Annotated in this window: 17 protein-coding genes; 7 read left to right on the forward strand and 10 right to left on the reverse strand. The window is 51.0% G+C overall.

Annotated features, from left to right (window positions below):
• The first annotated feature begins 145 nt into the window (after nucleotides 1-145).
• Both B036_RS32300 and B036_RS0117715 read left to right on the forward strand, forming a co-directional pair.
• Nucleotides 146-2,005 (forward strand): tetratricopeptide repeat-containing sensor histidine kinase, encoded by a 1,860-nt coding sequence (locus tag B036_RS32300; RefSeq protein WP_020570072.1) that lies wholly within the window; start codon nucleotides 146-148, stop codon nucleotides 2,003-2,005.
• A 65-nt stretch (nucleotides 2,006-2,070) separates the two neighbouring features.
• Nucleotides 2,071-2,817 (forward strand): LytR/AlgR family response regulator transcription factor, encoded by a 747-nt coding sequence (locus B036_RS0117715; protein ID WP_020570073.1) that lies wholly within the window; start codon nucleotides 2,071-2,073, stop codon nucleotides 2,815-2,817.
• Between the two features lie 126 nt (nucleotides 2,818-2,943).
• On the opposite strand, the gene B036_RS0117720 is transcribed toward B036_RS0117715, so the two are convergent.
• Entirely contained in the window at nucleotides 2,944-3,993 is a 1,050-nt protein-coding gene (locus tag B036_RS0117720) for a WD40/YVTN/BNR-like repeat-containing protein (protein WP_020570074.1), read from the reverse strand.
• A gap of 134 nt (nucleotides 3,994-4,127) precedes the next feature.
• On the opposite strand from B036_RS0117720, the gene B036_RS0117725 reads away from it, so the two are divergent.
• Nucleotides 4,128-4,532, forward strand: a complete 405-nt coding sequence (locus B036_RS0117725; RefSeq protein WP_020570075.1) for a nuclear transport factor 2 family protein — start codon at nucleotides 4,128-4,130, stop codon at nucleotides 4,530-4,532.
• Here B036_RS0117725 and B036_RS0117730 read toward each other — a convergent pair.
• The 5 genes from B036_RS0117730 to B036_RS0117750 all read right to left on the reverse strand — a co-directional run bounded on the left by B036_RS0117730 (nucleotide 4,529) and on the right by B036_RS0117750 (nucleotide 11,229).
• Nucleotides 4,529-4,966: a DUF3291 domain-containing protein gene (locus tag B036_RS0117730; protein ID WP_020570076.1), complete on the reverse strand. Its 438-nt coding sequence runs from the start codon at nucleotides 4,964-4,966 to the stop codon at nucleotides 4,529-4,531. The two genes, B036_RS0117725 and B036_RS0117730, sit on opposite strands and share 4 nt — an antisense overlap.
• Nucleotides 4,967-5,125: 159 nt before the next feature.
• On the reverse strand, nucleotides 5,126-5,509 hold the full coding sequence (locus B036_RS0117735; RefSeq protein WP_020570077.1) for an ACT domain-containing protein: 384 nt from the start codon (nucleotides 5,507-5,509) through the stop codon (nucleotides 5,126-5,128).
• 214 nt (nucleotides 5,510-5,723) lie between these two features.
• On the reverse strand, nucleotides 5,724-7,058 hold the full coding sequence (locus B036_RS0117740; RefSeq protein ID WP_020570078.1) for an LptF/LptG family permease: 1,335 nt from the start codon (nucleotides 7,056-7,058) through the stop codon (nucleotides 5,724-5,726).
• A gap of 162 nt (nucleotides 7,059-7,220) precedes the next feature.
• Complete coding sequence (locus B036_RS0117745; protein WP_020570079.1) at nucleotides 7,221-8,933, reverse strand: LptF/LptG family permease; 1,713 nt, start codon at nucleotides 8,931-8,933, stop codon at nucleotides 7,221-7,223.
• A gap of 190 nt (nucleotides 8,934-9,123) precedes the next feature.
• Complete coding sequence (locus B036_RS0117750; protein ID WP_020570080.1) at nucleotides 9,124-11,229, reverse strand: S9 family peptidase; 2,106 nt, start codon at nucleotides 11,227-11,229, stop codon at nucleotides 9,124-9,126.
• A 211-nt stretch (nucleotides 11,230-11,440) separates the two neighbouring features.
• Here B036_RS0117750 and B036_RS0117755 point away from each other — a divergent pair, with 211 nt between their 5' ends.
• From B036_RS0117755 to B036_RS0117770, 4 genes are all read left to right on the forward strand, one after another.
• Nucleotides 11,441-14,161, forward strand: a complete 2,721-nt coding sequence (locus tag B036_RS0117755; protein WP_211217410.1) for a glycoside hydrolase family 78 protein — start codon at nucleotides 11,441-11,443, stop codon at nucleotides 14,159-14,161.
• A 263-nt stretch (nucleotides 14,162-14,424) separates the two neighbouring features.
• The gene (locus B036_RS0117760; RefSeq protein ID WP_169435074.1) at nucleotides 14,425-16,833 is read left to right on the forward strand and encodes an ATP-binding protein; all 2,409 of its coding nucleotides are present in this window, start codon (nucleotides 14,425-14,427) and stop codon (nucleotides 16,831-16,833) included.
• 139 nt (nucleotides 16,834-16,972) lie between these two features.
• Nucleotides 16,973-17,314: a hypothetical protein gene (locus B036_RS0117765; protein WP_026232088.1), complete on the forward strand. Its 342-nt coding sequence runs from the start codon at nucleotides 16,973-16,975 to the stop codon at nucleotides 17,312-17,314.
• Nucleotides 17,315-17,397: 83 nt separating this feature from the next.
• Nucleotides 17,398-17,754 (forward strand): hypothetical protein, encoded by a 357-nt coding sequence (locus B036_RS0117770; RefSeq protein WP_020570084.1) that lies wholly within the window; start codon nucleotides 17,398-17,400, stop codon nucleotides 17,752-17,754.
• A gap of 56 nt (nucleotides 17,755-17,810) precedes the next feature.
• Here B036_RS0117770 and B036_RS0117775 read toward each other — a convergent pair whose 3' ends face one another.
• The 4 genes from B036_RS0117775 to B036_RS0117790 form a co-directional block, all read right to left on the reverse strand.
• A complete protein-coding gene (locus B036_RS0117775; protein WP_020570085.1) occupies nucleotides 17,811-18,101 on the reverse strand; it encodes a hypothetical protein in 291 nt (96 codons plus the stop codon).
• Between the two features lie 349 nt (nucleotides 18,102-18,450).
• Nucleotides 18,451-19,482: an MlaD family protein gene (locus B036_RS0117780; RefSeq protein WP_020570086.1), complete on the reverse strand. Its 1,032-nt coding sequence runs from the start codon at nucleotides 19,480-19,482 to the stop codon at nucleotides 18,451-18,453.
• The gene (locus B036_RS0117785) at nucleotides 19,475-20,257 is read right to left on the reverse strand and encodes an ABC transporter ATP-binding protein (RefSeq protein ID WP_020570087.1); all 783 of its coding nucleotides are present in this window, start codon (nucleotides 20,255-20,257) and stop codon (nucleotides 19,475-19,477) included. Before B036_RS0117785 ends, B036_RS0117780 begins: the two co-directional genes overlap by 8 nt.
• Nucleotides 20,254-21,027, reverse strand: coding sequence for an MlaE family ABC transporter permease (locus B036_RS0117790; protein ID WP_020570088.1), 774 nt, complete (start codon nucleotides 21,025-21,027; stop codon nucleotides 20,254-20,256). Before B036_RS0117790 ends, B036_RS0117785 begins: the two co-directional genes overlap by 4 nt.
• Between the last annotated feature and the right edge of the window lie 32 nt (nucleotides 21,028-21,059).

Genomic DNA, 21,059 nt, shown 5'->3' on the forward strand with positions numbered 1-21,059 from the left:
CGATCCTGCAACCCCTGCAACCGGAACGCAGCGATCCTGCAACCCCTGCAACCGGAGCGCAGCGATCCTGCAACCCCTGCAACCAGAGCGCAGCGCCCCTGCAACCCCTGCAACTTGTAACTTGCAACCTTTATTACCTTGCATTATGATCTTACGTTTCCTCTTGCTCGCAATTTTGTTGGGAACGGCTACTTGGGCCGACGCGCAGTCTGCGCCAGTAAAGGCGTCGCGGAGCAGTGAGGAAATGACGATAATAGCGAGGGCTAGCAGTCTGCGAAAGGACGATCCTGCGGAGGCGATCCGGTTACTAAATAGCGTAATCCAGGAACAGCCGAAGGCGGACGAACTGAAGAAAGTGTTCTTGTTGTTGGGAGATATCTATGCAGATATTGGCCAGGGCGCCTTGGCGCTGGGGCGGTACGATCGGGCGATGGAAGTGATGTCCTCCCAGGACGCAACGGGGCGAGCGGGCGTGTTTTTGAAGCGGGGAACGGTCCAGTTGGCCCTGGCGGATTATGCTGGAGCACGCGTCAGTTTTGATCAATGCCTGAAGCTAGCCCCTAAAAGCAGTACACTGAGCAATGCTTGTCGGGAGGGATTGGCTGATCTGGAGGCGCGGTCCGACAATTTTGTTGAGAGCCAGAGTTATTACCAACAGGTCCAGACGGCTGCTCCGGACAGCATTACCCAAGTAAGGGTGAATGCTAAAAGAGCCGATGTTTACCTGCAGCAGAACGATCTTTCCAATGCGGCGAATAGTTTGGATCAGGCGCTGACGCAGGTGCCGAGGAACCGACAATTGAGCAAGGAGGAGTCCAAAGACCTGATTGCTGCGAATAGCAACGTCCGGAGCGCGGTACTCAAAGATGCACCGAGGCTCGATAATAACATTGTGGAAGCTTTGCCCTCTGCGCCACTTTCGTTGGTTACCAGCGACAACTTCACCCGATTCAAAGTACTGCGGGAAGTAGGCAAGCTACGGGAAGCAGAAGATAAGCTGGAGGAAGTTCTCAATACCGTAACACCAGAAACACCGCCCGAAATTGCGACAGCGGTTTACGCCGAAGGGACCGACTTTTTCCTCGATCGTAACCGACCGGACCGCGCGGCCGACATCTACCGCAACTACACCATTGCCAACGATCAGCTACTGGCCCAACGCCGGGATGAACTTGATCAACAAGTGGCCGTATTACGGGAACAGCAGACCATCGACCTGGGCCTGAAGGACCTGCGATCGGCAGAAGTTGAGCGTCAGTTACTCAACGATCAGGTCAGCCTGCAACGGTGGCTGATCTACCTCTTGGGTGCGCTGCTGCTCGGAGCACTCTTGTCCGTTGTATTGATCTTACGCAGCGTTCGCAAACGGCAACGGGCCAACCAGGCGTTGCTGCTGCGTAACCTGCAGACGAGGATGAACCCCCACTTCATTTTCAATAGCCTGAACAGCATCAATAATTACATTGCTCGCCAGGATGAACGTAGCGCCAACCGCTACCTCGGTCGCTTTGCCAAGCTGATGCGCAATGTGCTGGATCAATCGGGGAAAGACTTCGTTTCGCTCACCGAAGAGCTCGAGCAACTCAGCCTTTACCTGGAGCTGGAAAAGGAACGTTTTACGGGGAAGTTTGACTACGCACTACCGGCCTCTACTGGTTTTGAGGATATTAGGTTACCGCCGATGATTCTGCAACCATTTGTAGAAAACGCTATCTGGCACGGTCTCCGCTACCGGGAGGAAGGCGGGCAACTAACGGTGACAGTAGTGCGGAACAATAGAAAAGTCCTGGTAGCCATCACGGATAATGGCATCGGTCGTAGCCGTTCTGCAGCTTTGAAAACTAAAAACCAGCTCAATCACCAAAGCACCGGTCTGGAAACCACCCTGCAACGCCTGGAATTAATCAATGCGTATTACGGGGAAGACTTTAGTGTGCAAATTGGCGATGCTTTTCCTGAGGAGGATCACGTGGGGACGAGAGTGGAGCTCACATTAGTTCAATAGTTTATAGTCGGCCCGGCTCTGTGGATTATTGAACTATGAACTACTGAACCATGAACCATTAAATTATGAAAACAGTCATAATCGATGACGAAAAGCCAAGTCGGGAGGCCCTACAACATTACCTGACTAAGTATTGCCCGGAGGTCACGGTGGTCGGGGAAGCGGATAGCGTAGAAAGCGGCCTGGAAGCCATCCGCCTTCACCAGCCCGAGCTGATCTTCCTGGACATTGAAATGCCTTTCGGTAACGGCTTCGATTTACTGGAACGACTTCCTGCGGAGCAGGAGCCGGAAGTAGTGTTCGTTACCGCCTACGAACAGTATGCCCTCAGGGCATTGAGGCTAAGCGCCGCTCATTATCTGCTGAAACCAGTGGACATTGATGACCTCATCGATGCCGTGGCGAAGGTTAACTCAAGGCTTGGCCTGCGGGAGCAGGGGCAGGTAAATAAAGCCCTGTTGGCAAACCTCAAAAGCGGCGCCAGTGAAGTGCCCAAACGATTGGCGCTGCCGCTGATCGATGGCCTGGAGATCATTACGCCCCAAGAGATCCGATACCTGGAAGCGGCGGATAATTTCACCTCCTTTGTGTTAACGGACGGACGAAAACTACTGATTTGCCGTAAGCTGAAGTTTTACGATGCACTATTGGCTCCAGCTGGCTTTTGCCGCATCCACCGTTCTACGGTGGTTAACCTAAGTCAGGTCAGGCGCTACCATCGGGGCAAGGGTGGGGCGGTAACCCTTGAAGACGGCACCGAATTGGTGGTCGCTGCTGCCAGGAAACAGGCTTTACTGGAGGCTTTGGCTTAGATTGGTTTGGGTTGCCCGGCCTTATTGATTTTTTTAAAAGACCGTTGAGTATAATTTGGTGACAACCGTAATATAGCCTGAAGGCTTTAAAACATCACGGCCTGAAGGCCGGGCAACCTTATCTCATTACCGCCAGGCAACCTTACCAATTTTTTTGTTCCCCGCCAGCCAACAGGTGTTCTTTCCTGGTACGAAGGAGGCGGCGTACCAGCTTTCGGTGCTCAGGTCCCGCCAGCTATTTCCTGCGTCGCGGCTGACGGAAATTCCGGGTATGCCGACCGCAATAATGGCCTGGCCCTTTCCATTGGGGAAGTACTTAACGGAAGACCGGTAGCCCGGGCTGGCACCATTAGCCGTGAGTTGCCAGCTTTTACCACCGTCGGTGGTCGTGGCTTTGTTTTGCAGGTTATCGGTTTGTTGGTTCCAATCGCCGCCAAAGACAATGCCCCGGGAGGTGTCCCAAAAATCGACGGAATAGATGCCAGTCATTTGTCCGCCTTCTTTGATGGGGCTTTGGGTTATGGTCCAGGTTTTGCCCTTGTCCGGGCTGTGTAGGATTCTTGCTTTCGCCCCACCGGTTACGACCCAGGCATGGTCTCCCTTTAGCGCAATATTCGAATTGGAGGCGGCGAACGCTGCCTCGCCTTCGGCTGCTGATGGTAACTGAGCGCAAGGAAGTTTCTGCCAGCTGTTTCCGCCGTCCCGGGTGATGATGATGGAGATGCAACCATCCGTGGGGTCTCCCATGGCAATTCCCTCTTTGGGATTCCAAAATTGCATAGCATCATAAAAGGCAGCGGCGTGGTCTTCCTGGTACACCAAGCGCCAATTGCGTCCTTTATCAATTGATTTGAACAACAATGCGGGGGACTCGATGGAAAGCACAAAGACTGCAGAAGGGGTAACCGAAATGGAACGGAAGTGAAGTGGCTTCCCCTGGTAACTTAGGGTGTCGGTCTCCCAACTTTGCCCACCATTATCGGTGTGGCCGATAAGCCCGTTGGAGCCCGCCCACCATACGGTTTTTTCGTCAACTACCTGAATGGCTCTTATGGAGGAGGCGAAGATAAATTCATCAATTTTCTCGATGTTCAGGCTGGGGGACATCTCCACGATAGGTACGGTGCTTTTGCAGGCAGTGAGGTAGAACGATAGTGCCAGGAGAAGGTATTTCATTTCAGTATGCTCTTTTGGTTTTTGGTTGCGAGAGTAAATGTATTCCAATTGTACCGTACAAAGTGAAAAGGAGCAGGCTAAAGCTTTACATTGACCTTATTGAAAACCTTTACCTTACGCCAAAATCCATTACAATGAAATGTCCTTACATTTTCCTTCTTGTTCTATTTGTTGGAGTACTCCATGCGCAGGAACTGGAAGATAAGTTTGCGGTTGTCACACCAGTACAAACCCAACTTGACGCCTACAACACCGGAAATCTCGAGTTATTTCTTTCCGCCTATAGTGATACCATTAAGATATATAATTTCCCAAATGAATTGCGCTCATCGGGCAAAGAGTCCATGCGAAAAGGCTACGGCGGGATGTTTGAACGCTTGCAGGATTTGCAGTGCCGCCTGGTCAGTCGTACCGTTATGGGAGACAAGGTGGTTGACCACGAAAGTGTAATTTTTAGTAAGGAGGATCCGCCGAGTGAAGTAATTGCCATCTATCGGGTGGAGGACGGCTTAATTCAGGAGGTTTGGTTTATGCGTTAGGGCTTGAATAGATCCGCCTGGGCGAAAAGGAAAGCGTCTTTAGTTGGTCCTTTTTTCTCAAGTAAAGCAAGCTTAGCTTTAGCATCGACCAAGGTAGGAATATGGCCTTCTTTGATCCACCACAGGACGGTATGAGGATGGCCGAGTTGATGAAACCATTGCTTTCGGCTTTTTAAGAAATAGGAATGAACGGTCTTATAGGTGAAATCCTGGAGTGCTTCAACATTATCCCAGACAGACATATTAACGATGAGCATCTCGTCTTCCCAGGGATATTCGAATTCGTGTGCGTTATCATCCCGGTATCGCCATATGAAACCCGGGCTTGATTCCGCGAGTAGATTGACTGGTGCCAGAAAGTCACGAAACTCTTTCATGAGCTTGCTTTCCAGAGGCGCCTTCATTTGTGCAATGTTGATTTGTGCAATATTCATTGACGGAAGGTAGTGAACCTAAGCAGAGACCTTGCTTTAATACCCCTTTTACGCACCTGCGAACGCGCCCTTAAAAGTGCTTTGGCTAAGTATTTAGTTGTTTGAAAACCAGATTTAAGGCTTTCGTAAACTTTTTTATTCAGTCATAGAAATTCTGTTTCAGAGGCTCCGAAGTATCTCCACTGCCCGCTCCCCATCGGAGGCCGCCACAAATAAATGATCGTGGTAGTAACCGGCCACCACATTGCAACTGATGTGGTGACTGCCAAGTGCGGTGGCAAAAGCTGCGGTAAAACCGACGGCTTCCAGGGCAGAGGTAACCTTCATGGTAATCCAACTTGCTTCGTAGCCGTAGTCTAGTCCATGCGCAACAGCCACTTGCTTAGAAAGGATTAGTGTAAGCCCTTCGCTTTCCCGGAAGCTCATAACTATATCCTTGGCTGAAACCGTGGGTGGTTCGGCTACAGATACATACACGTAAGTTCCCGGTTGTAACTCCGGGTTCGCATACTTTAGAAGTTTGGCAAGGTCGTTGATCGGCATAAGCCTTCTTATTTTTTAGCGTACAACTGAGTTAGCAAACGGTAGCGTACGTCTTTGGCGGCAGGGGCTACTTTGCGTTTATGTATTCGTGTTTGGGCGAAAAATACAGGCCTTTCCATTAAAGTACGAATAATCAGGCGGGGCCGCAGGTGCAAAGACCCCTGAACGCGCCTGAGGCGCGTTCCCCAAAGGTAGCAAAGGACTTGGGGGCGTGCTACCCGCTAAACCTTCCCGCCCGCCGCATCAGAACTACAGCAAGGAGGCCAATGGCCAGCACCGGAATCCACCCGGCCACCGGTCCGGTGAGGACCATCGTTTTCATTAATCGCCGGCAAAATTCAAGGAGAAGAATGTAGGTGATGAAGCAGCCAACACTTAGCAGAAGCGGAAGTCCAAAACCGCCCTTACGGACGATGGCGCCGGTAGCACCGCCAACTAAAACGAAAAGGAAGCAAACTGCCGCCAGGCCTAGTTTGGCGTGTTTTTCATAAAGGTAACGGCTATGAAGTTCCTGATTTATTCGCCGCTTTTGGAGAAGCTGTTTTGTTTCGGCTGCTTGCCTTCGCGTTGTTGCCCGGGCTTTACGAAGGGAGCTTTCGCTTATGCTAAGCGGTGGCGAATTGGGTTGGACTTCAGGTGCAGCGTCGCTTTTTTGCTTCATTACGTCAGCCAGGTCGCTAAGCCCCTGGCCAGCGGCCAGGGTTTGTTGTTGGATGACTGCCTCAATTGAATCGGCAGCAGCCTGCAGCTCAAAAGTGGTGAGGAGTGCGTGGTGATCCCCGCCAGATAGGTGATCTCCTTCCTTCAGGTCAAACTGGCTGAGGTCGAAGGAAAGAGTGTAGGTCCGAAAACTGGTTCGAACGAAGGACGTAGCTCCTCCGGCCCCTTGTTGATCTTCCTGGTAATGCTCTCCCTGATGGAGGGTAAGGAATAGCTGGTTCTCATTATTGCCTTTGGTGAAAAACCTGCCTTCTGCGGCACTTATTTGGTTGATCTGCCCGTCCCGCTTTTGTTGGTCGTATAGGATGACGTTGTGCAGGTGGCCGTCGTCCGGGCTGCGCCCGGAGGCGTAAACCACGAAGCGGTCCAGGTCTTCGTTGAAGACGCCGGTCTCCAGGCTCAGGCCGGGTTTCTTTTGGTAGACATCGGCCAGGCGCTGATAGAAATGGAGGTTAGCAGCAGGGATCAGGTAATCGGACGTAAGGTAGGAGGCCCCGACGAAGAGTAGGCCCAGGAAGGCTAGTGGGCGTAGTAACCGCGCCAGGCTTACGCCAGCCGATTGAAACGCCGACCATTCGTACCGCTCAGCCATACCACCGACCACCATCACGCTTGCAATTAACGCCGCCAATGGGATGGCCAGCGGAATAAGGCCCGCGCTGCGGTAAAAAATGAGTTCCAGGATCACACTAAAGCCAAGGCCTTTGTCGGCGATCTTGTCCAGGAAAGCCCACAGGAACTGCATGGTTAATACGAACCAGGCCATGGCGAAGGCCAGTAGAAAGGGACCAGCGAAGGATTTGAGTAGTAGGCGATCGAGTTGTGGCATCAGGGTGTTTAAGGGCTTGCTAGTGATGACCGCTTTCTACCCTGATTAGTGGCTTAAAGAGAAGTTAAAGTACCTTCTTTTGCTCCTTCGTCCTGTTTCCTTGCACCTGCGTCCTCGCCTAATTAGTTTATGGTTCTTTTGACGGCAACTAATTCTAACGATCTACCGATTTGCTCCACCCAATTTTTTCAAAGCTTCGAAACCAGACTTAAACCAAATGACAATGCTGTCCACGTTCACCAGTTTGGCATCCTTCATGGCCCGGGAAGTGATGTAGAGGCTGACGGGGAACAGGATTATACAGGGGAGCCAACCCGCAAAAGCGGCATCGACCACGAAGCTTTCCGCCAGCTTGCGGCAGAAGATGGTGAGGATAATAAAAATAACGAAAAAGATGATACTGACCAGTATGGGGTAACCGAAACCACCTTTGCGGACAATGGCTCCCATTGGCGCTCCAATGAAAATGAAAATGATGCAGACCAGGGCCATGCTGTACTTCATATGGAGGTCATAAATGTGTTTGACCCTGGTTTCCTTGATACCGGGAAGTATGCGCTGGGCAGCCTGCGCCTGGCTGGTGATGGACCGTACCGCAGAGCGAGCGCGGTTGAGCACCCGGTCTTCGATGTTCGTGTCTAAACTGTCCAGGAGGCCATACACGCCATTCCAGTTTTTTATACCCGTAACCAGGGAATTTGATAAGGCCTTTTGGTGTACCTGCCGACGGCGGTCACTCTGGGGTATTTGCACCAAATCTGATCCCTGCTTGTCCGTTTCCTGCGGAGCAGTGGTTACCTGCGGTTTGTTTAAGGGAGCTACAGGCCGGGAGGGAGGAGTACCTGCATTTCGGCGATTGGTCGTCGCGACTGGATCTGTTTCTTCGGAGGATTGTGATGCCCTGTCTACCGTGGTCGAATCACTAAACTCTTCCGGCCTGCCATCATAATTATCGTTTTCCACAACGCGTGCCTCCCGGTAGGTGATGGTATCCTTTTTGAGGAGTGGGAGGTAGTTGATCAAATGGTTACTGATCGATTGCTTGCGGATGGAAATGTCGGCATCAATAGAGTCTACCCCGATCTGCAGTTGCCACGTGGCGAGCATACTCCGGTTGGTACTAAATAGCTTAGTGTTGGTCTTCTGAAGGTTGAATTCGCTCAGGTCAAAAACCTTGGTATAGGATTTGAAGCTGGTGCGGATGAAGGGTCTGGAGTTGGCGCTATTGCCCGAAGCACGTTGCTCGGAATATTGAACACCATCGTACAACTTCATGACAAAAAAACGACCATCGTTTGCGGAATACATTTCTCCGGTATTGGCGGTGATCTGACCTAGTTCTCCGGTGGCGGCCTTGGTGTGGTCGTAGATCAAAACGTCACTGATGTCGCGGCCGTTGTCATCCCGTCCGCCAAGGCGAATGGCGTATTGGTTGAAGTCTTCGTTGAATACCCCGGGTTCCATATTGAGGGTGGGCTTCTTCTGCTGGATATCGTACATCCTGGCACCGAACTGCAGGTTAGCAGCGGGGATGACGTAGTCCGCACAGAAAAAGCTAACGGCGGAAGAGATGGCCCCAAAAAAAATCAGCAGGCGCATTACCCGGAGGAGGCTGGTTCCTGCAGATTTGAAGCTTGACAACTCGTAATGTTCTGCCATACCACCGAGGACCATCACCGAGGAGATCAGTAAGGCCAGCGGGAGCGCCAGTGGGACCAGGCCTACGCATTTGTAGGCCATCAGTTCGATGACGGTGAAAAAGCCGAGTCCTTTTCCGGCGATGTCGTCGAGGTACAGCCACAGTACTTGCATCATGAGGACAAATACGGCGATCGCAAAGGTTACCACGAAGGGGCCTATGAACGATTTTACCATTAATTTGTCTAGTCGTTTTAGCACGTTGTGGGCTTAGCTTAGTTTTTAAACACGTACTTCTACGTAAGTACAAATTGGTCAACCCGTACTTCTACGTAAGTACACGCCGGAACGGAGCGCATTTTATCAACACGCTCCACCCCGCAAAAGTACATCAGGCAACGGTCAAAGTTTCGCCACGCCTAAATCCTTACGATTTCTTTACCACCTGCGAGAGCAGCCAGGCGTAGTCCCTGGCTACTTCTTTGATGGCGTTGAAGCGCCCGGACGCTCCTCCGTGCCCAGCCTCCATATTGGTGTGCATCAGCAACTGGTGATCGTCCGTTTTAAGTTCCCGTAATTTGGCAACCCATTTGGCGGGCTCCCAGTATTGTACCTGGCTATCGTGCAGGCCGGTGGTTACCAGCATTTTAGGGTAATTCTTAGCTTCTACCTGGTCATAGGGGCTATAGCTCAGAATGTAATCGTAGTATTCTTTTACGTTTGGGTTGCCCCATTCATCGTATTCTCCTGTAGTAAGCGGGATGGTGTCGTCGAGCATGGTGGTGACTACGTCCACAAAGGGGACGGCGGCAACAATGCCCGCCCAAAGGTCGGGCCGCATATTTGCGATAGCGCCCATCAGCAAGCCACCGGCGCTACCACCCATAGCGAAGAGACCGGAGGTCGTAGTATAGTGGTTAGCAACAAGCCATTCACCAGCATCAATGAAATCGGTAAACGTTTTTTTCTTGTTCAACAGCTTTCCGTCTTCGTACCAGTGCCGACCCATTTCCTCGCCGCCACGGATGTGGGCAATCACATAAATAAAGCCACGGTCCAACAGCGCCAGCCGTGCCATGCTAAAATAGGGATCCATGCTGTGCCCGTAGCTACCGTAGGCGTAGAGGAGTAGGGGAGCGCTGCCGTCTTTTTTGGTGCCTTTTCGGTAAACGATGCTTAGCGGAACTTTGGTCCCGTCGCGGGATTCGGAGAAGCGGCGTTCACTTGTGTAGTTGGCGGCGTCAAAATCTCCAAGTACTGGTTGCTGTTTGAGGAGGACCTTTTCCCTGGTGACCATGTCGTAGTCGTAGGTGCTGGCGGGCGTGGTCATGCTCTGGTACCCGAAACGTAAGGTTTGGGTATCAAACTCCGGGTTCTGACTGGTGTAAGCCATGTAGGCCTCGTCGCTGAACTCCAGGTAGTGTTCTTTCCAGTTGGTAAGGTCAGGGGAAGCCCCCCCGGTTAAACCTGCAGCTTTGGCATCCGTTGAAACCTGCTGGCTACCGTGGAAATCAATGATCCGTAATTGATTAAGGCCATTTTTACGCTCACTCAGGACCAGAAAGTTTTTGAACAAGTCCACATCTTCGAGCAAAACGTCGGTACGGTGTGGGATCAGCGTAGACCAGTTGTCTTTGGTGGTCGCATCTTCTGACGTTACCATCAGCTGGAAATTCCTGGCGTCCTTATTGGTAAGGACGTAAAACCGATCATCGATGTGTGCGATGCTGTACTCCAGGTCACGTTCACGTGCCTGAAACATCCGAAGTTCATTCAGGGGCTTATCTGCCAGTAGCAGGTGGTATTCATTGCTAACCGTTTGGGCAGAGCCCATGATGATGTATTTCCGCGATTTACTGCGGTAAACGAAGGCCCGGAAGGTTTCGTCGGCTTCTTCATAGACCACCACATCATCCTGTGGCGCGGTGCCAAGTTTGTGTCGCATGATCTTGTATGGCCGCAGAGCTTCGTCCTTTACGGAATAAAACAGGTACAGCCCGTCGGCACTCCAGACCGAACCACCCGTAGTATTCGGAATTTGATCCGGAAGGTTTTGTCCCGTCAGCAAGTCCTTGATGTGGATTGTGTAGATCCTGCGGCTGATGGTATCCTCTCCGTAAGCGAGGTAGCGGTTATCGTCGCTCACGCTTAATCCGCCAACGTTATAAAAATCGTGGGGCTGGGCCATTTCGTTGACGTTGAGCATCAGTTGCTCTTCCGTCTCACCGATTTTCGTCCGCACATATCGTGGGTACTGATCACCGATTTCATGCTTTGTTTGGTAAGTATACCCTCGGAAATCGTAAGGTACACTTACGTCGTCTTCCTTAATACGTCCCTTTATTTCTGCAAATAATTCGTCCTTCAGGGCTTGCTGGTCAGCCGTCGCAGCGTCGAAATAGGCGTTTTCTGCTTCCAGGTAAGCGATGACCTCAGGGTCTTCCCGCTGGTTCAACCAATAATAATTATCGATCCTGTCGTGGCCGTGAGCAGATAGGGTTTTCGGTACTTTTTTGGCAATTGGTGGGGTCATGATAGAAATTCTTTTGCGGGGCGGGGCGCGAAGATAAGGTTTTCAATGGCAGGTTTTTTGGGCGCGGCCGCAGGTGCCAGGGGAAGAACGGAGGAACAAAGCAAAAAACCTTGCCAACAGTAAATTTGCTTGCTGCTTAAACCACTCAGTGCACCTGCGACCGCGCCATGACTATATTAACTTATATTGTTCTTCAAATTTGATGTCTATCATGCGCATGGGATCCCTCGTTTTTACCTTCCTTATGTCCCTGACTTTCGGATTGAATGCCCAACCAGTTGCCGAACACCTCCGTTGTGAGTATCTGAAAAATCCTATAGGAATTGACGTCTCGACTCCCCGTTTCAGTTGGTGGATGACTGACGAGACACCCGGAGCACGACAAACTGCCTACGAGATCCGGGCAGCTGAAACAGCCGAAGAACTAACTAAAATCAGACGAATTACCTGGTCAAGCGGTAAGGTCGAAAGCGCTCAGTCAAACCAAATTGAGTATGCTGGCCCGAAGCTTGCTTCCGGCGAACGGCGCTATTGGCAGGTAAGGATTTGGAACCAAAAAAACGAAGTCTCTGCCTGGAGTGCGCCTGCCTTTTGGGAGACGGGGCTGTTGCAAACCAGCGATTGGAGCGCGGAATGGATCACGCTGGCCAACGAGCCTTCCTCCAAAACCTCCTTGCCCAGCCACTATTATCGCAAGGAATTTACTGTCAGTAAAAAGATCCGATCTGCCCGGCTGTACGCCACCTCGCATGGCCTTTACGAATGCTACCTCAACGGTGAAAAGGTAGGAGATCAACTGTTTACGCCCGGATTTACGAGCTATCACAAACGACTGCAATACCAGACTTATGACGTGACGGAGATGCTGGCGGAGAAGAATACCCTGGCCGCCAACGTGGCCGACGGCTGGTTCCGTGGCTACCTGGGCTGGGATGGCAAACGAGGCTACTACGGGGATCGGCTGGCCTTGCTGGCACAACTCGTAATCACTTATACCAACGGTTCTACGGAGATTATCGGGACCGACAACAGCTGGGGTGCGACGACCGGCGCCTTCCGCAGCTCCGACATCTACAACGGCGAACGCTACGACGCGCGCAACGAAATGCCCGGCTGGCAGCAGACTGGTTTTATCGATACAGCCTGGACAGTCGTAGCCACTCAGGATATTCCTAAAAAGCAGTTGGTCGCCGCTAACAGCGTTCCCGTCAGGGCAATTTCAGAAATTACGCCGAAAGAAATCATCATTACACCGAAAGGCGAACGGGTGTACGACCTGGGGCAAAACATCGTCGGGCGAGCACGGATTCGGCTACGGGGTGCCGCTGGTGACTCTGTCGTCCTGCGCTTCGCCGAAGTACTGGACAAAGAAGGAAACTTCTTTACCACCAACCTGCGCGCCGCAGAAGCTACGGACGTGTACGTACTGAAGGGTGGGGGAGAGGAGGTCTTCGAACCACGTTTCACGTTCCACGGTTTTCGCTTTATCCAGGTGATTGGTTTTGAGCCGACCTTAGAGGAGTTGACCGGTATCGTGATCCACTCCAACATGCCGTCAACCGGGGAATTTTCCTGTTCCGACCCGCTGATCAATCAGCTACAAAGCAATATTCAATGGGGCCAAAAAGACAACTTCCTGGACATACCGACCGATTGCCCACAGCGAGACGAAAGGGTTGGCTGGACGGGCGATGCGCAGGTATTCAGCATGACGGCTGCTTACAATTTCGACGTAGCCGCCTTTTACACGAAGTGGCTCAAAGACCTCGCCGCCGACCAGCGACCTAACGGGATGGTCACCCACGTTGTGCCCGACATGTGGGACGGTAAAGGCGGTGCTACCGCCTGGGGCGACGCTGCCGTGGTGGTGCCGTGGACGGTTTACCAGAGCTACGGCGATACGCGTATCCTGAAAGAGCAGTACGAGAGCATTAAAGGGTGGGTGGAGTTTATGAGTGACCGGGCCGGGGAGGATCATCTGTGGAACAACCCCAAAGACTGGCACTGGGGCGATTGGTTGGCCTTTCATTCGGATAAGCCGGACTACGCGGGCTCCGTTACGGAAAAAGACCTGATTGCTACGGCCTATTACTATTACTCTACCAATAAACTAAGTAAAGTAGCTGCCATTTTGGGCAAGCGGCAGGAAAGCGCCGATTATGCTTATTTAGCCAACAACATAAAACGAGCCTTCCAACATGAGTATTTTACGGCTAGTGGACGGATGGTATCTCCTACCCAGACCGCCTACGCTTTGGCGTTCGCTTTTGATTTGGTAAACCCATTGATTTTTGACCAGGCCGCTGCTTACTTCGCCGCCGATGTGGAACGCTTCGGTCACCTGACAACGGGATTTGTGGGAACACCCTTACTGTGTTCCAGCCTGTCCAAAATTGGTCGGGACGACTTAGCTTATCAGCTACTCAACCGTAAGGAATACCCTTCCTGGTTGTACCCCGTGACTCAGGGCGCCACCACGATCTGGGAGCGGTGGGATACGCAGAAGCCCGACGGTTCGATCATCGAAGGGATGAACAGTTTTAACCACTATGCTTACGGGGCGATCGGGGAATGGCTATATACCCATGTAGCTGGTTTGAGGACCGACCCGGCCAAGCCCGGTTACCGACACTTCTTTTTAGACCCACATCCCGGAGGCGGTTTAACCAAAGCTTCAGCAAAGATAGATACACCATACGGACCTGCTGTTTCGGGCTGGGAGATAGTGGACGATAACTTAGTTTACGAAGTAATTATTCCCGCGAATACGAAGGCGACGGTGGTATTACCGGGTACACTTTCCTCCTCCCTGAAGGTTGAGATGGCAGGATCTTCGGCGCCGATTATCGGCAAGTTGAAAGAGGATGGTAAAGTCTTGCTGAGTGCTGGACGGTATGTATTTACTTATCCGTTTTTTCTGCCTAAACGATAGATGGTCCACCAACGGAAACAATTGGAAAACAGCATTTGGTCACCAGTCTCACTTCGTGCTGCGTAAACCATCCTTTCTACGAAGACGTGTCAAACCTAGTATAGATTGCTATGAAAGCCCTATTTTTAGAACTTTAAGTATGAAGTGAGTCCCTAACCACTTCAGTTTTAGTCTTTCCTATACAGGCACTTGACAACACTCCTATGCACTTTGAGCTTTACTCCCTTTCCCCGGGTTTTGCTGATTCCACCTGCTATTTCAGAATGGCAACGGAAAATGCTTTTCTCTATAGCCCATTCCATCCCGACCGCCGCTCCGCGCTGGCGGCAATGGAAAGGTTGGTACTTCAGCTTCGCGCGGCTTCAACGAGCAAAGTAGAGCTCTCAACTACTGACGTTCCTATCAAGTTGGACCTTTTCGGAAAAGCAATACCTGCGGTCGGCAGCAACCAGCAACTAAAGGAAACGGTAGAACAACAGACCGTACTGACCGAATGGCATCAGGCAGCCAAGGCCACCACTTTCCCGGTTTCTTTTTTGGAACTCGGGGAAGAAATACCTGGTCTGGAATCCATTGAAGACCTTGACCTTTCGGAAACGGACCGGAATTATGAGTGGGTAGAAACCGGAAGCAGTATCCTGCGTGTAGACAAAAACAAACTACTCAGCTTTCTCCCTGCCGTGGGTGTTCAGGCAAACCTGAACCGAAAACCCTGTGATTCCATTTTTAATGCGCTTCAGCCTTTTGTTTCTGCCGATTTACCCTTATTCCATGGTAGAGCAAAAGACGTCGATGAAGTACATACTTTACTCAAGAACCGATCCATCCTATTGCTATACGGTGAAGCACGGGTTGGCAAAACCAGCCTGTTGCAGTGTGGGCTGGCCAACAGAGTGGAGCGGGACGCTGAACGGTTACTAGTCGTCAGAAAAGGCAACGAAGACCTACTGTCCAGTACCGCAATGGTTTTACGCGAGGCATTGGCCGAAACTACGGAAGGCGAATTGGAAAGTAACGACCCTCTGAAGCTTGCGCAATTACTCGAAGGGCAATCAGATCGCAGAAATATCCTGGTGTTCGACCAGCTGGAGCACTTATTCGAAACCTCAATTTATGATGAGGAGAGGCTGTCCTTCTTTCAGTTCCTCCGCGATTTGGTAAAACCCGAATCGCCGCTTATCCGGGTAGTCCTGGTGTTGCGGGAAAAATTTCTGGCGTCTATTGCAGATTATGAACCGGAACTGCCCTCTTTGTTGGACAATCGCTTCAGGTTACTTCCCCTAAAGCAAGGGTCAATGATCGACGCTTCCGTCAACCTTTTAGACGTCCTCAATACGCAGGATAAGCTGGCGGTGAATGATTCAGAGGGCGTTGCAAAGAAAATCTGTGGCCAACTCGCCAATGAAAAGGGAGACGTACCGATGCACTGCCTGCAGATATATATGCACCAGCTGCACCAGAAAAGCTGCAAAGAAACTGAACCCGGACAGCCCGTTCCAATGGATCCAGACCTGGTCGACCGCTTGGGACCGGCAGATGTTCTTATTGACGATTACCTGAGCGAAAGGATTTCTTCACTGGAAGCCCAGCTTCCTGGTGCTGATGAGCCACCTAATCCTGCGCTAAACCGGGAGTTAAAAGAGTTGAAGGACAGCAAAGTACACTGTGGCTGTAAAGATAAAAATACGTTGGTGGCTGCTGCTGCCGTAGCTGTTCCTCCACCCGTTAACAGCAGCTATTGGTGGTGGCTGGCGCCTTTCCTTTTGCTCCCCTTTGTCCTGCTGGCCTGGTGGTGGTGGACCCGGCAACAGCCGCTTCCCACAGCGTGCCAGGAGGCCATTATTGAAAACAGCTGTGAAGCCTACGTTAATTACCTCTGCACCTATGGAGATTCGACCACCTGTTCGGCTGGTATGCGGGCTACGCTCGCTGCCAATAACTGTCGGGTATGGGAGGATTATCAGCAACTCCAAATATTGGATAATTGCGAAGCCTACCAGGATTTTTACCTGAAATACCGGAATGGAGACATCTGTATGGACCGAATCCGGGAAAAATTGCTGGATTTGGAATGCCCCATGATCCGGGACACTGTTCAGCTGACGGTTCGGGATACCATCATAAAAACACAACTTATTTCTGGGCCAAAAACTTACGGGAACCTTCCCGGAATAGGCACGCCCGCAGCTGGTCCTGAAGGGCCTGCCTGTAAGACGATTGGTACTACCAATTTTAAACGTATCGGCCCTTTGTGGGTAATGACGGACGCCCTCGCCGGAGGGCCGTATCGCTGGGAAGATGCGCTTGATGCGTGTGTCTCAAAAGGCTGGCGACTGCCCTGCGTCGGTGAAATCGATTACCTGATTGAGAAGATATACCGCGATGACCCTGACTTAGCCTACACTATGCTGGCGGGATCGGGGGAGTGTAACCTGGTTAACCCCCTGGAAGCTGAGACCGGTAGAATCGAATTTTGGACGGCCACGGAAGCCAACGACGCTTCTGCCTGGACTTACTACTTTGACGTCGGCGCTAAAACGGTCGAGCGCCAATCCGCAACGCCAAAATCTGCCCGATTGCCTTGTTTGTGTGTTCAAAAAGATCCGGTGCAACGGGGCTCTGGTATTCCACCTTGTTACCAAAAACAGATTGATCGGCGACCGAGCCAGTAAGGTCAACCTGTGGCTGAGTTCATAAGTCTTCTCAGTAGCAGTCGAATAAGACGTTATCAATTAAATGTCGCATATTCCTGTGCCGTTGAAGCGACGCAAACCACACTGCGTACCCCCCGGAAATCAAAGTCAAAACAATATGCCCATTAAAAGAAAAGTGATTCTTGCCTCAATGGTAATACTTGGCCTGATCAGTATTGGTGCCTATTTAGCGGATCAACCGAGTAGCCAACCGAATGCTCATTCCGGTATGGGCTATCTGATGTTAATGGCCCTCGGGGTTGGGCTGGAAGCTTTTCTTCTACTGGTGGCCGGTTTGGTGTCCTACTTTCGTAAAGGGGCTGTGGGTACTGGATTGATCAAAGCCAGCGAGGTGCCGGAACATAAACAGTGGGGTAATGCCTTTTTCCTGGCCATCGGCCTGGTACTGTTAATTGGTAGTTCTATTTGTATCGGGGGAGGTACTATTTTTTACGGTTAAAATTTGCGGAATGAAAGACCGAAATTCCCGGAGTATTGGCGCTACTTATACTTTTACAGCGTTTTTCGCTAAATAAATTTAATATGTCACTCACCAAAAAGATTGTGCTGATTGCTTTGGGCGTAAGCCTGCTAATTGGCCTCATCGCCTACCTGGCAGATGGGGGAGGAAATACCTTTCGTACGGGGGAATACATCCTTTACACTTCTGCCATTTCTTTTATGGAAGTGGCTTTGTTGTTCCTGATCGGCTTAGTTGTCTTGATCGCAAAAATTGATGGACCTGCTCTCCGGTTGAAGGGGGAAGATGACGTGCTGGATTCGCCAAAGAATCAACGAATGAACCACAAAGAGGTCGCCAGATCTTTCTTCCTGGCGGGAGGCCTCATTCTGTTGATCGGAACCTCACTATGTTTTGGTGGTTTTTTTGGATCATTCTGAGGGCGGGGCCGCAGGTGCAATTAGTGGGATAGAGGAGCATAGTACCGTCCCCCCGGTTAGCTCCCCGCAAATGGACTGCCGAAAATCCCCACCGCCAGTTCTGCCCAAACCAACAGGAATATCAGCAGGGCCAGGCCGCCCAGTAATAGCCGGTGCAATTTATTGGTGAATGCAGCCGATATAAACTCCCCAACCAATACCAAACCGAGAAGCAGAACACCGGCAACGATAAAGTCTGCTCCAGACCAGTTCACCTCGTCGGTAAATTGCATAGCAAGGAAAGGAACGAGTAGCAAAAGGCTAACGGCCAGGCCTCGGTAAAGGAGCCTTTGTTTTGGATAGGTCATCACCTGACTTTTTATTGATAAAGAACTTTGAAAGACAAAGTTAGCGCTGCGAACGCTTATTTACAAACGTTTGTTCCATACTGACACTTTATAAAGAGAATAGCGGGAATATCGCCCTACTCGGATACACTGAAGTAGCCCCAGCTACAAACGTCGCAAGTCTAAGACTTCGGGTGCCCATTGGTCGGTGATGATCTTCGGCTGAAACTCCGGTCACTTACCTGGTCAGTCGGTTGGGCGAGATCGGATTCGTTGCGTTGCTAACCGCCCTGCTTAGGGGTGCCGATGGCCGGCGGGCGGAGAATGCGGGAAGAATAATTGCCCGGTTGAGAGAAGTTTTAAGCCGTGACTACTCTTGTTTTTCTACTGCGCTATCTTTCTTTTCCTTTTTTGCCTGACGTTTAAAATAGCCCCTGAAAAACCAATTATGTTTTAATGCCTCCATGTTGGTAACAAGCTTTTCCGTTCCCAGGTCTAAATTGGCCAGTGTTGACTTCAGGTGTCCAGCAGCCACGGAGTCTTTTACCAGCGTGCTAACTATTCCTTCTTCCTCCGTCAGGTCCCGTATCAGTACGTCCATTTTTTGGCTGGAGGCTCGCAGGGCACCTGAAGTGAGTTCCAGATCTTTAAAAATGGCCTCCGTCCGAACCCTGATCAAGGTGTCTAAATTACTGCTCAACCGATTCACTTCTTCTTCCAGTCCATCATCCTGGAGTAAATAGCCAAGATTCCCTTCCCCCTGCGAAACACTGGCCAGTAGTTGGTTTAAGTGCTGACTGGTTTTGCGGAAATTTTGCGAGCTTTCCCGTAGGCCTTCGCTGCTGTTCAGCAGATTCATCGCCAGCGACTCGTCGTTCAGTAGCAGGCCCATAGTACCCTGGCCAATATTCATTTTCTTGCTTATTTCCAGAAGGTTATCGGTGATTGCCGCTATTTTTTCGTTCGTCCGGGATAACTCACTGAGCATTCCGGCGATCTCCGTTTTTGGTTGGCTGATCAGTACATCGCCTGGTTCAATAAACGCCGCTTGCCCAATTCCCGGGTGTATGGTTACGATCATGTTACCAACGAGCCCATCGGTGACAATGTCTACGGCGGCGTTCTTTCGCAGGAAGTTTCCGGCTTGGGCATCTAGTTCTAACTGGACCCTAAGGGTGGTGTCGTTCTCAATGGTAATGGTTTTGACTTCCCCGATACCAATGCCGGAGAAGCGCACATTATTACCGGCTTGCAGGCCTTTAACGTCCTTGAAGTCGACGTAGGTAGTGATCGTATTTCCGAAAAAGTCAAGGCCGTCACTCACCCGCAATAAAGCATAGATGAACAAGGCACAGGCCACCGTAACGAAAATACCTAGTTTGAGTGGATTCGCTTTAACCATGATTTCTTTTATTAATGTCTTTAAAAAAGGCGCTTACTTTCGGATCTTTCGATTCATCTAGCTCCTGATAAGTTCCTTCGGCGTAATTGATCCCGTCTGTGAGAATAATCACTCGGTTAGAGATTACGCGGGCACAATCCATGTCGTGGGTGATGATGATGGAAGCGGTACCGAGTTCATCCTGGAGCTTAAGCATCAGCTGAATGATTTCGTTGGCGGTGATGGGGTCCAGGCCGGTGGTCGGCTCGTCGTAAAGAATGATCTTAGGTTTAAGGATGAGCGTACGCGCCAGGGCAACCCGTCGCTTCATCCCGCCCGAGAGCTCGGCGGGCATAAGGTCGATGGCATCTTCCAGGCCTACACTTTTCAGAGAAGCCAAAATGAGTTGATCTTCGTCGGCACTGGCTTTGCGCTCGGGGTGTCTGCGCAGGGGAAACCTTAGGTTTTCCCTCACCGTCATGGAATCGTAGAGCGCACTTCCCTGAAAGAGAAAACCGACTTCCGTCCGGATCTCATCTAAGGCTTTTTGATCCAGGTCGATAATCCGTTTCCCCAGAATTTCGATTTCCCCATCATCCGGATTCAGCAGCCGGACCAGGCATTTGATCAGTACGGATTTTCCCGAGCCAGACTTTCCAAGAATAACCAAATTCTCTCCCGGGAAGAGCTGAAGATCAAATCCTTTTAGTACCAGATTATTACCGAAAGCCTTGGTCAGGTTCCGTATTTCTATCAGGGGCGTTCCCTTCTTTTTATTTAACTGTTTGCTGGTCATATCTCATAGAATATATCCGCAATGAGGACGGCCAGGAAGTCAACCAGGAAAAGCAAAAGGCTCGAAACCACTACGGCGGAATTGGCTGCGGTGCCTACTCCTGCGGTCCCTTTACTGGAATAGTAGCCTTTATAGCACCCAACCAAACCGATGACGAGGCCGAAGAAGAAAGTCTTCACCGTTGCGGGAATGATGTCTCCGACAGCCATGGCACCGAAAGACCGGCTAAAATATAAGGACATGCTCACCTGCCCCCGGGTCGATTCAATGAAATAGGAACCCAATAAGCCTACGGCGTCCGCCGAAATCGTGAGAAGTGGTACCATCAGGATACAGGCCCATACCCTGGTGACCACCAAATATTTAAACGGGTTCGTACCGGAAACTTCCATAGCATCGATTTGCTCAGTTACCTTCATCGAACCTAACTCCGCGCCAATACCCGAGCCTATTTTTCCGGCACAAATCAATGCGGTTACTACCGGGCCAATCTCGCGGACAAAGGCAATACCCACCATGTCTGGCATATAGGCTACCGCCCCGAAGTCAATCATGGTTGGACGCAGCTGCAGCGTCAGGACTAACCCCATAATAAAACCAGTAGCCAACACCAGGAACAGGGACTTGTAACCAATAGCAAAACACTGGTGGACCAGTTCTTTTCCCTCAAAGGGGCGACTTAGCGCAGCTCGGAAAAACCTCGCAGCGAACGAAGACAGCGCACCAATTTCTTCGAATACATCAATTACAGCCGAGCGAATATTTCCCATACAAGGTTGGTTTTACAAAACCAAATTAGGGC

The sequence above is a fragment of the Neolewinella persica DSM 23188 genome (genome assembly GCF_000373105.1).
In the GTDB taxonomy this organism is placed as follows: Bacteria; Bacteroidota; Bacteroidia; order Chitinophagales; family Saprospiraceae; genus Neolewinella; species Neolewinella persica.